General features: G+C 62.0%; 9 protein-coding genes. 2 read left to right on the forward strand and 7 right to left on the reverse strand.

Going from position 1 to position 12,142, the window contains the following annotated elements; genetic code table 11:
• Window positions 1-109: 109 nt before the first annotated feature.
• A complete protein-coding gene (xylA, locus tag C4J87_RS10360) occupies window positions 110-1,426 on the reverse strand; it encodes a xylose isomerase (RefSeq protein WP_124366686.1) in 1,317 nt (438 codons plus the stop codon).
• Between the two features lie 139 nt (window positions 1,427-1,565).
• Here xylA and C4J87_RS10365 point away from each other — a divergent pair, with 139 nt between their 5' ends.
• Window positions 1,566-2,741, forward strand: a complete 1,176-nt coding sequence (locus tag C4J87_RS10365) for a XylR family transcriptional regulator (protein ID WP_124366687.1) — start codon at window positions 1,566-1,568, stop codon at window positions 2,739-2,741.
• Here C4J87_RS10365 and C4J87_RS10370 read toward each other — a convergent pair.
• From C4J87_RS10370 to C4J87_RS10385, 4 genes are all read right to left on the reverse strand, one after another.
• Window positions 2,738-4,003, reverse strand: a complete 1,266-nt coding sequence (locus C4J87_RS10370) for a carbohydrate porin (RefSeq protein WP_124366688.1) — start codon at window positions 4,001-4,003, stop codon at window positions 2,738-2,740. The genes C4J87_RS10365 and C4J87_RS10370 overlap by 4 nt on opposite strands.
• Window positions 4,004-4,060: 57 nt before the next feature.
• The gene (locus tag C4J87_RS10375) at window positions 4,061-6,469 is read right to left on the reverse strand and encodes a glucose/quinate/shikimate family membrane-bound PQQ-dependent dehydrogenase (RefSeq protein ID WP_124366689.1); all 2,409 of its coding nucleotides are present in this window, start codon (window positions 6,467-6,469) and stop codon (window positions 4,061-4,063) included.
• Between the two features lie 181 nt (window positions 6,470-6,650).
• Entirely contained in the window at window positions 6,651-7,694 is a 1,044-nt protein-coding gene (locus C4J87_RS10380; protein WP_124366690.1) for an LLM class flavin-dependent oxidoreductase, read from the reverse strand.
• A 61-nt stretch (window positions 7,695-7,755) separates the two neighbouring features.
• On the reverse strand, window positions 7,756-8,241 hold the full coding sequence (locus C4J87_RS10385; protein ID WP_124362446.1) for a flavin reductase family protein: 486 nt from the start codon (window positions 8,239-8,241) through the stop codon (window positions 7,756-7,758).
• 316 nt (window positions 8,242-8,557) lie between these two features.
• On the opposite strand from C4J87_RS10385, the gene C4J87_RS10390 reads away from it, so the two are divergent.
• Window positions 8,558-9,964, forward strand: a complete 1,407-nt coding sequence (locus C4J87_RS10390; RefSeq protein ID WP_124366691.1) for a cytosine permease — start codon at window positions 8,558-8,560, stop codon at window positions 9,962-9,964.
• A 194-nt stretch (window positions 9,965-10,158) separates the two neighbouring features.
• On the opposite strand, the gene C4J87_RS10395 is transcribed toward C4J87_RS10390, so the two are convergent.
• Entirely contained in the window at window positions 10,159-11,313 is a 1,155-nt protein-coding gene (locus C4J87_RS10395; protein ID WP_124366692.1) for an ABC transporter ATP-binding protein, read from the reverse strand.
• Between the two features lie 17 nt (window positions 11,314-11,330).
• A complete protein-coding gene (locus tag C4J87_RS10400) occupies window positions 11,331-12,140 on the reverse strand; it encodes an ABC transporter permease (protein WP_124366693.1) in 810 nt (269 codons plus the stop codon).
• Window positions 12,141-12,142 lie beyond the last annotated feature (2 nt).

A 12,142-nucleotide genomic window follows, 5' to 3' on the forward strand; every position in this document is an offset into this window, starting at 1 on the left:
GGGCTGCGAAGCAGCCCCAAAACCAGACACCTCGGTATATCAGGTAAACCGCAGAACCTGTAGACGGGGCCGCTTCGCGACCCAGCGGGAGCAAGCTCCCTCGCCACAGTCAGGTGTAGATAAATCGGTTGACCACACCCTCCAGCATCTCCTGGCGCCCACTCACGGCCTGGGGGTCCAGTTCGTTGGCGAACGCGTGTTCGGCCAGGGATTGCAGGCTGAACTCGCCCGCCAGTACGGCTTTGCCCAGCGGCTGGTCCCAGCCGGCATAACGCTGGTCCTTGAACTGCTGCAGCCGGTCGTTCTGCACCATCGCTGCCGCGCGTTCCAGGGCCAGGGCCAGTACATCCATAGCCGCTACGTGGCCGTGGAATAGGTCCACATCATCCAGGCTCTGGCGGCGCACTTTGGAATCGAAATTGTAGCCGCCGTTCTTGAACCCGCCGGCCTTGAGAATCTCATAGGTGGCCAGGGTCATTTCCTCGACGCTGTTGGGGAATTGGTCAGTGTCCCAGCCGTTCTGCGGGTCGCCACGGTTGGCGTCGATGCTGCCGAAAATCCCCAGGGACACGGCGGTGGCGATCTCATGATGAAAGCTGTGCCCGGCCAGCGTCGCGTGGTTGGCTTCGATGTTCACCTTGATCTCGTGCTCCAGGCCGTACTCATGCAGGAAGCCGAACACCGTGGCGCTGTCGTAATCGTACTGGTGCTTGGTCGGCTCCTGGGGCTTGGGCTCGATCAACAGGTCGCCCTTGAAGCCGATCTTGTGTTTGTGTTCCACCACCATGCGCATGAACCGGCCGAGCTGTTCCCGCTCGCGCTTTAGGTCGGTATTGAGCAGGGTTTCATAGCCTTCACGGCCGCCCCACAGCACATAGTTGGAGCCCTTGAGCCGCAGCGTGGCATTCATCGCGCTGAACACCTGGGCAGCGGCGTAGGCGAACACCTCTGGGTCGGGGTTACTCGCGGCACCAGCGGCAAACCGCGGGTTGCTGAAGCAATTGGCGGTGCCCCACAGCAGCTTGATACCGGTCTGTTCCTGATGACGCTCCAGGTGATCGACCATCTGCGCAAAGTGGTTGCGATATTCCTTGAGCGAGCTGCCTTCGGGCGCCACATCGGTGTCGTGGAAACTGTAGTAATCGATGCCCAGCTTGGAGAAGAACTCGAAGGCCGCGTCCGCCTTGCCGATGGCCAACTCCATCGGGTCACCGCTGCGCTGCCACGGTCGCTTGAAGGTGCCCACGCCAAACATATCCGCCCCTGGCCACACAAAGGTGTGCCAGTAACAGGCGGCCATGCGCAGGTGCTCGCGCATGGGTTTGCCGAGGATCAACTTGTTGGCGTCGTAGTGGCGAAAGGCGAGAGGGGCATCGCTGGCAGGGCCTTCGAAGCGAACCTGCTCGACACCGGGGAAGTACGGCATGGCGTTTTCCTTATTGTTCTTGGCGGTGTCTGGATACTAGCAACGGCACTGGGGCTGCTGATTATGAAAATCACCAAGGGATGGTGCGATTTTGTGCAGTCAGGTCTAGTCTGTCTCAACTGGCCTCAGGACAAAAACAATGAAAACCCTACCGCCCGTTCACCGCATCGCCTTGCTCTTCAACGGCAGCAAAATCTACGACCGCGGCATCATCGCCGGCATCGGCAATTACCTGAGCAGCACCCGGGCGTCCTGGGATTTGTTTCTGGAAGAAGATTTTCTCTGCCGGTTGCGCGGCATCGAGCGTTGGCAGGGCGATGGCATCATTGCCGACTTCGATGACCCGCTGATCGGCGAGGCGTTGGCCGGGAGCCGAATACCGGTGGTGGCGGTGGGCGGTTCGTATGAGGACGCCGGCCAATACCCCAAGGGCATTCCCTATGTGGCGACCGATAACCACGCCTTGATGAAGTTGGCCTACGAGCACCTGATCGAGGCCGGGCTGACGCGGTTTGCCTGTTTCAGCCTGCCCGAAGCCCAGGCCAATCGCTGGGCCCAGGAGCGTGAAAAGGCCTTTCGCCGCTTGATGCAGCGCGATGGCCTGCACGTCGAGGTGTACCGTGGCCTGGGCACCAGCGCGCCGTTATGGGACAGCGCGGTGGAGCAGCAGATCGCCTGGCTGCACAGCTTGCCCAAGCCCATCGGCATTATTGCGGTGACCGATGCCCGTGCCCGGCAACTGCTGCAAGCTTGCCTGACGGCGGGCATTGCAGTGCCTGAGGAAGTGGCGCTGATCGGTATCGACAACGACCCGCTGACCCGCACCCTGACGCGGGTGCCGCTAAGTTCGGTGATCCAGGGCACCGAGACCATGGGCCGCACCGCCGCAGCGCTGCTGCACCAGATGCTGCATGGCAAACCCTGTGCAGGTACGCAGGTGCTGGTGCCGCCGGACGCGATCAACGTGCAGGCCTCCAGCCTGCATCAACCGTTGGGCAATCCCTATGTGATGCAGGCCCTGCTGTTCATTCGCCAGTATGCGTGCCAGGGCATCAAGACCGCGCAGGTGGCGGCGTATGTCGGGGTGTCGCGTTCATCGTTGGAGTCGCACTTTCGCAAGGTGCGCGGGTGCAGCGTGCACGATGAGATCCTGCGCTTCAAACTCGCCGCCGCCGCCAAGGGCCTGGAAAACCGGGCGCTGGCGATTGCCGATATTGCGCAGACCTGCGGGTTCACATCGGCGCAATACCTGCACACGGTGTTTCGCCGTGAGTACGGGTGTACGCCGAGGCAGTACCAGCAAGGCGTGGCTTAGAACACCGCCTTGACTTGCAAACCCAGGATCAGTGCATCGTCGATGCTTTCGCCGGAGAACGCCCCCGGTTCGATGATGTATTGCACGTCCGGTCGCAGGGTCAGCCAGGGCGTGGCTTGATAGCCATAACTGAGTTCGATCAACTGCTCGGCGCTGTCGAGGCCAGGGTAGGGGCGGTCGGCATTGAACGCGGCAAGCGCCTGCACGTCGCGACTGCGCGGGTTCGGCACTGCGCGGCCATAACCCAGGGCGACGGTGTCACGCGGGCGGCCTCCGAACGGTTTGTACAGCACCACCCCGGCGCCATACCACTTGCTGAACGGCGACGCCGCCTCGCTGGCCGCCGAATACTGACCGAAGGCGTGCAGGCTGCGGCCCTGGGATGACCGGGAAGCCCACACGGCCTGGTCGATCAACAGGTAATGGCCGCCGCGACCGCCGACCTCCTTGTTGCTGCCGATGCGTTTTACATCGGAGCTGTCGTAGTAGTAACCCAGCTTGTATTCCCCCGGCAGGCTGCCGGCGTGTTTGTAGATCAGCTCGATGGGCACCACGGTGCCGGTGGTGTGCTTGGGCCCCAGGTGCCAGGCGCGGCTGGAATTACCGTTGCTGGACGGGTCGACATTGAACGCCGCCACGCGCAGTTGCCAGCTCGGCGAAAAGTCGTATTTCACGCGGGCGCCCAGGTGCGCGTTCGGGTAGTTGGCCCAGCCGCTGCCGCCCGACATGTTCAGCGGATGCCCGCAGAAACCGGCGTTCATGAAATTGCACAGGATGCCGCTGTCCAGGCCGCCAAGGTCATTGCCCATGGCCATGTAGCCGAGCTTGACGTTGAGCGCCGGGGTGAACAGCGTGCGCTCATAGCTCAGTTCGGTGAGGCGCGTATACAGGCCGCCATAATTTTCCTGGATCGGCAGGCGGTTGCCCACCAGGTCATCGGAGGCGCTGTTGCCGCGCCGGTCGTTGACGGTCAGCTGGATGCGGTCGTCATGGGTGAAACCGTAGAGCTTGCCCAGGTCGAACTGCACACCGAGTTTTAGATTCTGCGAATAGCGCGCCGAGCGATGCTGGCCGCCGTGGGCGTTGTAGGCGGTCTCGCCGCTGTAGTCGCCGGTAAAACGCACGCCGCGTTCGTCGAGTTCACGGCGCAGGCCGCCCCAGTCGCCGGTCAGGGTGGTGTCGTCGGCCTGGGCGGGCAGGGCGGCAACAAAGGCCAGGCCCAGCACCAGGCGCCCAAGGGCGATATGAGAAGTAGGGTTCATGGGGGGATTTTCCAGACACAAAGCGCGGTGCGGGCGCACCGCGCGAACAGAGGGTGGTTACGGCAAGGCGTAGGCGATCACGTAGTCGCCACGGTCGGTGGACTGGCGCGCACCGCCGGCAGTGACGACGATGTATTGCTTGCCGGTTTTCGGCGACACGTAGGTCATCGGGCCGCCCTGGCTGCCAACGGGCAGGCGGGCTTTCCAGATTTCATCACCGTTGCCGCTGTTGAAGGCGCGCAGGTAGAAGTCCTGGGTGCCGGCGATGAAGATCAGGCCACCCTGGGTCGACAGCGTACCGCCGAGGGTCGGCAGGCCTACTTTGATCGGCAGGTGCATGCGGATGCCCAGGGGGCCGGTGTCTTCAACGGTGCCGACCGGTACTTGCCAGGCGATTTTTTGCGTCTTCATGTCGATGGCGGTCAAGGTGCCGAACGGCGGCGCCTGGCACGGAATGCCGGCCACCGACAGGAAGCGGTTCTTGTTCACCGCATACGGCGTGCCCTTGAGCGGCACGGCGCCCATGCCGGTGTTCAGCGCTTCGCCACCGGAGGCGGCCAGGGCCTTGTTCTGCGATGGCACCATCTGGATCCACAGGCCCAGGCGCATGTCGTTGACGAAGATAAAACCGTGCACCGGGTCGGTGGAAATACTGCCCCAGTTCATGCCGCCCAACGAGCCCGGGAAGCTCAAGGATTTATCGGTACCCGGCGCGGTGTACAGGCCGTCGTAACGCATGCCCTTGAAGTCGATGCGGCACAGCAACTGGTCATACGGCGTGGCGCCCCACATGTCCGATTCGGTCAGGGTCTGCGCGCCGATCTGCGGCATGCCCACTGATTTGGGCTGGGTGGGGGAATACGGCTCGTTGGGAATGTTCGCAGCTTTCACCGGCACTTCCTGCACGTCGGTCAACGGCTTGCCGGTGGCGCGGTCGAGCACGTAGATCTGCCCGGCCTTGGTGCCGATCACCACCGCGGGTACCGCCTTGTCGCTGCCGGGCGGGGTGAAATCGATCAGGCTCGGTTGCATCGGCAGGTCGAAGTCCCACAGATCATTGTGAACCGTCTGGTAGACCCATTTCTCTGCGCCGGTGGAGGCGTCCAGCGCCAGTACCGAAGCGCCGTATTTGTGATTGAGCTCGGTGCGCTCCACACCGTAGATGTCGGTGGATGAGCTGCCCATCGGCAGGAAAACCGTGTTCATCAGCGGGTCGTAGGACATCGGCGCCCAGCTGTTCGGGGTGCTGCGCACATAGGTGCTGCCGTCGGCCGGCGCCTGCTTGTCTTGCGGGTTGCCGGGGTCGAACGCCCAGCGCATCTGGCCACTGATCACATCGAAGCCACGGATCACGCCGCCCGGCATATCGGTCTGGACGTTATCCGCAACGCGTCCGCCAACCACCACGGTGGTACCGGCCATCAACGGCGCGGAAGACAATTGGTAGTAGCTGTCCGGGACATTGCCCAGCCCTGCTTTCAGATCCACCTGGCCGTGGTTGCCGAAGTCTTCGCAGAACTTGCCGGTGTCGGCATCCACGGCGATCAGACGTGCATCGATGGTGTTGGTCAGCAGGCGCCGCTGGCATTGCGCACCGGCGGGCACGCTGGCGGCGATCACCGGCGAACTGTTCGGTTGGGTCGGCTGGGCAATCGGCGCAGTCGCGTCGAAGTAGGCCATGCCACGGCAACGCTGCCAGACCGCCGATTGGGCATTGATCTCGTTCTTCCACAGCTCTTTGCCGGTGTCGGCGTCGAGCGCGATGAGGTTGTTGTGCGGGGTGCAGATGAATACTTTGTTGCCGATCTGCAGGGGCGTGAGTTGGTCTTCGGCGCCGTTGCCGTCGCTGATGGCCACGTCACCGGTGCGGTAGGTCCAGGCGACTTTGAGCTTGTCGATGTTGTCGCGATTGATCTGGTCCAGCGCGGCGAAGCGGCTGCCGCCTTCGGTGTTGCCGTAGTGTGCCCAGTCTTTCTGGGCATCGGCCGCAGCCACCGGGGTGATGCCAGGGCCGGCACCGGTCGGCGCTACGCTTGGGTGAGCGACGAACATATTGCCCGCCGCCACCGCCGCGCCCAGCGCCAGCACGGCAGCAACGCCATACGCGCCGCGCGCCGGTTTGCCGACCAGCAATGGATAGACCAGCGCAACCACGATGCCGATCACCGCGAACATGAACAGTCGCGAGAACAGCGGCCAGTACACCAGGCCTACATCGGTCACGGCCCAGACGGCCGTGCCGACCAGGAACGCGGCGAACCACCATGCGCCCGCCGGCTTGCGCCGGGCAATCAACAGCCCGGCAATGGCCATGACCACGCCACCAACCAGGAAGTACCAGGAACCTCCCAGGCTGACCAGTTTGGCGCCGCCGACAGCGAGCGCAAGGCCGAGCAGGACGATGATTACGCCCAGGCCCAGCAGAAGAAAACGTGAGACGCCAGCGGCGCGCGATGCTCGTTTCATGTCGAAAAGACTCGAGTGAGAGAGGGCAAAGCGCGATTTTAGCAAGATAAGTAACCAGTTAGTACATTGTGCAGCGCAATAGACTGTTACCGATGCTGCGATGATGGGCGCAGGCCAAAAGAATGTGGAGCGGGCAAGCCCGCTCCCATGATGTGGCTGATGAGCGGGCGCCTGCAGCCGGTCAACGAAACGCGGGTATCACCTGCTCGATAAACAGTGCCAGGGACTTCTTTTTCTCGGCATGGGGCAGGCTGTTGTCGCACCAGAAGCTGAACTCATCCACGCCCAGTTCCTGGTAGTACCGAATGCGCGGGATGATCTCTGCTGCGGTGCCGATCATTGCGGTTTTGTGCAGGCTCTCCAGTTCGAACTCTGGGCGTGCGGCGAACTTCTCTTCCGGGCTTGGCTCCAGGAAACCATTGACCGGCACGTTCTTGTTGCCGAACCAGGCATCGAAGGTGCGGTAGAACTTCGAGATCGCCTTGGCCCCGACTTCCCAGCCTTGCGGGTCATCAGCAGCGTGCACGTGGGTGTGACGCAGCACCATCAATTGTGGGCGGGGCACGCCAGGGTTGTTGTCCAAGGCGGCCTGGAATTTGTTTTTAAGGTCCAGGACTTCTTCGTCGCCCTTCATCAGCGGCGTGACCATGACGTTGCAGCCGTTGGCCACTGCAAAATTGTGGGAGTCGGGGTCGCGGGCGGCGATCCACATCGGTGGGGTGGGCTGTTGGATCGGCTTTGGCACGCTGGTGGAGGTGGGGAATTTCCAGATGTCGCCGTCATGGGCGTAGTCGCCTTTCCATAGGGCACGCACTACCGGCACCATTTCGCGCAGGGCCTGGCCGCCGCTCGAGGCGGGCATGCCGCCGGCCATGCGGTCGAATTCCACTTGGTAAGCACCACGGGCCAGGCCCACTTCCATGCGTCCGTTGCTGATCACGTCGAGCAACGCGCATTCCCCCGCCACCCGCAGCGGGTGCCAGAACGGCGCGATGATGGTGCCGGCGCCCAGGCGAATAGTGGTGGTCCTGGCCGCGAGGTAAGCCAGCAGCGGCATTGGACTTGGCGATATGGTGTATTCCATGGCGTGGTGCTCGCCAATCCACACGGTACTGAAGCCACCGGCTTCGGCCATCAGGGTCAGCTCGGTCAAGTCTTCGAACAACTGACGGTGGCTGACGCTTTCATCCCAGCGTTCCATGTGTACGAACAGCGAAAATTTCATGACGCATACCTCGGATCTATTGTTATTTTCCGCGAAAAAAGAACGGCTTTGGCGGGGGGTATCAGGCAGGCACCGGCAGGGTACCCATCTTGCCGTGGCAATACACCAGGGGCCCATTGGGCTGTGTCGGCACGATCAGGTTCTTGACCGAGCCAACCATGATTGCGTGGTCGCCGCCTTCGTATTCGCGCCACAACTGGCATTCAATGACCGCCGTGGCGTTGGCCAGGATCGGATTGCCCAAAGCACTCAGGGTCCACTCGATGCCCTGGGCTTTGTCCTTGCCTTTGCGCGCAAAGGCATAGGCTTCGCTTTGCTGCCCGCCGGACAACACATGGATGGCGAAGCGCTTGTTCTTGATCAGTACGGGGTAGGAGTCAGAGCTGTAGTTGGGGCAGAAGAGCACCAGGGCCGGGTCCATGGACAGCGAGCTGAACGCACTGGCGGTGAGGCCGACGATTTGCCCGTCGTCGTCCAGCGTAGTAATCACGGTGACCCCGGACGGAAACGAACCCATCACTTGTTTGTAGATGGCGGCATCGATCATGGGATGGTCCTCTGCTATGAAGCGGGTTTTTAATTTTATAGGTCTGATGGTATACCGTAATACAGCAGTTGCAAGGGCTTTTTTGGACAGGGCGATAAACGTGTCTCTGGCCACCAGAGCCCTCTATTACAGGGGTTTATCCTCTGGTGCGGTTTTTCAAGGACCGGGATTACCGGATCAGAGGCGGGGCGAAAAAAGCGAATCAATCTTGTTAAATAGTTGGAATACCATAATATGGTGTTCATCTTGGGCGGCTGTAGCGTCCCCTCGGTTGGCGTCAAACAACTATAAGATCAGACAAACGCGAGTTATTCCTATGCCTCAGATGTCCCGGCAAGACCCCCTGATCGAGCATCATACGGTCGATTACGTCCCCCTCGCAGAGCGCCACGGGAAGGCCCGCGACCTGTTCACCTTGTGGTTCAGTACCAATATCGCGCCGCTGCCCATCGTCACCGGCGCGATGGTGGCCCAAGTGTTCCATCTCAACCTGCTGTGGGGGCTGCTGGCGATTGCCCTCGGGCATCTGCTGGGCGGTGTAGTGATCGCCCTTGCCTCGGCCCAGGGCCCGCGCATGGGCATCCCGCAGATGGTGCAGAGCCGCGGCCAGTTCGGGCGCTATGGCGCGCTGCTGATCGTGTTTTTCGCAGCGCTGATCTACATCGGCTTTTTCATTTCCAACATCGTGCTGGCCGGCAAATCCATCGTCGGCATCGTGCCCTCGGTCCCGGTGTCGGCGAGCATCCTGATCGGCGCTCTCAGCGCCACGGCCATCGGCGTGATCGGCTACCGCTTTATCCATGCCTTGAACCGCATCGGCACCTGGGTGATGGGCAGCGCGTTGCTCGCCGGTTTTGTCTACATCTTTGTCCACGACCTGCCAGCGGACTTTCTCACCCGCGGCGGTTTCAATGCCGCCGGATGGCTAGCCACGGTGTCGCTCGGGATCATCTGGCAGATCAGCTTCTCACCCTACACCAGCGACTATTCGCGTTACCTGCCGGCGGACATCGGCATCACCCGACCGTTTATTGCCACCTACCTGGGCGCAACGCTGGGCACCATCCTGTCGTTTGCCTTCGGCCTGGTGGCGGCACTGGCGACACCGGAAGGCACCGAAGCGATGGTCGCGGTCAAGCAAGCCACCGGCGCGCTGGGGCCGATCCTGATGGTGCTGTTCCTGCTCAATATCATCAGCCACAACGCACTAAACCTGTACGGCGCAGTGCTTTCGATCATCACCTCGATCCAGACCTTCGCCAGCCACTGGACCCCCAGCATCAAGGTGCGCGTGGTGCTCTCGGGCATTATCCTCGCCGGTTGCTGTGTGGTGGCGCTGGGCGCGTCGGCGGACTTCATCGCGCAATTTATCGGACTGATCCTCGCGCTGTTGCTGGTGCTGGTGCCGTGGGCCTCGATCAACCTGATCGATTTCTACATCATCAAACGCGGGGTGTACGACATCGCCTCGATCTTCCAGGCGGATGGCGGGGTGTATGGGCGGTTTAACCTGCATGCGATCGTGGCGTATTTCATTGGGATCATCGTGCAACTGCCGTTTGCCAATACGTCGTTGTATGTGGGGCCCTGGGCCAACCTGGTAGACGGCGCGGATTTGTCGTGGCTGGTGGGGTTGGCGGTGACGTGTCCGTTGTATTATTGCCTGGCGACGCGCAAGCACACGCAGAAGGTCCGAGCGGTGAAGTTGGGTTATTCGGACTGATCATCACGTCAAATCAAATACCCGGCGCTGCCGGGTATTTTTTTGTAGTCGGTTTTTCCTGGCGACGTAGTCTGGATCATTTGGTACAGACTTGATGCGACGCTCCGATGGCGGAACTGTCAGCTACAAACTAACTGGCGGATATTCCGCTATCGGGAGCCAGCCGCTGCCACATGAAGTCTTACAAGGCAGGCTCAGTGCGCTCCGGCCGCCTTATTCAAATCACTCTCCGCCCACTCCGTATACACACACGCATCCGCCGCGGCCCAACGCACCCGCACCGGATCGCCGGCCTTGAGTGGCATGCCCGCCGCCGAGAGCGCCTTGACCGTCATCGAAGTACCGCCGAGGGTCTTCACCGCGCAGGTCTGGCTCTCGCCCAGAAACAGCACCTCCCCGACAATCGCCGAGACCTCATTCCAGCCTGCGGCCAACGGTTGCTCGATGGCCTGTTCGACGCTCAGCGCCAGGGCCTTTTCCGGGCGCACCATCAGCAATACATCCTGCTCGGTTTGCAGGCCGCTGGTCAGGCGGATCGACAGCGACTGGCCTTCGAACGACGCTGCCGCATTGCCCTGGGCCTTGAGCTTGAGGAAGTTGGAATTGCCCAGGAACGAGGCGACGAACGCGTTCGGCGGGTTCTGGTACAGGTCGAAACCACTGCCCAGGCCGACGATTTTGCCGTGGCTGAAAATCGCGATGCGCTGGGACAGGCGCATGGCTTCTTCCTGGTCGTGGGTCACGTAGACGATGGTGATGCCCAGGCGCCGGTGCAGCTGGCGCAGTTCGTCCTGCAGGTCTTCACGCAGCTTCTTGTCGAGGGCACCGAGGGGCTCGTCCATCAGCAGGATACGCGGCTCGTACACCAGCGCACGGGCGATGGCCACTCGCTGTTGCTGACCACCGGAGAGTTGCGAAGGGCGGCGATGGGCGAACGGTTCCAGCTGTACCAGCTTGAGCATGGCGTCCACGCGTTTCTCGCGTTCGGCGCTGGCCAGTTTGCGGATGGCCAGGGGGAAGGCGATGTTGTCGCGCACCGACAAGTGCGGAAACAACGAGTAGCGTTGAAACACCATGCCGATGTCACGCTTGTGCGGCGGCACGTTGACCAGGGATTGCCCGCTCACCAGGATCTCGCCGCTGCTTGGCGTTTCAAAACCGGCGAGCATCGACAGGGTGGTGCTCTTGCCCGAGCCGCTGGAGCCGAGGAAGGTGAGGAACTCGCCGTCCTGGATGTCCAGGGAAATGTTGTCCACGGCGGCAAAGTCGCCGTAGTACTTGTTCAGGTTACGCAGGCTGACCAGGGGTTGGCCGGGGTTCTGCGCGACATCTTGGATCACTGCACTCATGTTCTGCTCCTGGGCGCTTAGGCGCTGGTTTCAGTGCGCCGACGAAGGGCGGCGGCGATCACCATGACCAGTACCGACAGGCCGATCAGCAACGTCGAGGCGACGGCGATCACAGGCGTCAGATCCTGGCGCAGGGTGGTCCACATTTTGACGGGAAGGGTTTGCAGGGTCGGGCTGGCCATCATCACGCTGAGCACCACTTCGTCCCACGAGACGAGAAAGGCGAACAGCGCACCGGCGACCATCCCTGGGCGAATCGCCGGGAAGGTCACCTTGAACACCGCCTGCACGCGCGAGGCGCCGCAGATCACCGCCGCGTCTTCAATCGACTGGTCGAACAGCTTCAGCGAGTTGATGATCGAGATGATGGTGAACGGCAGCGCGACAATCACATGGCTGACCACGAAGGCGAACATCGTGCCGGTATAGCCGAGCTTGAGGAACAGCGCGTACACCGCCACGGCGATGATCACCAGCGGCACGATCATCGGCAGCGTGAACAGGCCGTAGAGCAGCTCGCGGCCGGGGAAGCGTCCGCGCACCAGGGCAAAGGCGGTCGGCAGCCCCAGCGCGACGGCGAACAGCGTGGTCAGCACCGCCACTTTGAGGCTGGCCATTGCCGCGTTTATCCAGTCGGGGTTGGAGAAGAACTGGCCGTACCATTTCAGTGTCCAGCCCGGTGGCGGGAACACCAGCCATTGCGACGAACCGAACGACAGCAACACGATAAACACGATCGGCAACAGCAGGAACAGGCCAATCAAACCGGTGGTGGTGTAGAGGCCCAGGCGCATCCTGCGGCTCATGGCGTTGGGGGTCAGGAGCATGA

It is taken from the genome of Pseudomonas sp. R1-43-08 (assembly GCF_003852255.1).
Lineage (GTDB): Bacteria > Pseudomonadota > Gammaproteobacteria > Pseudomonadales > Pseudomonadaceae > Aquipseudomonas.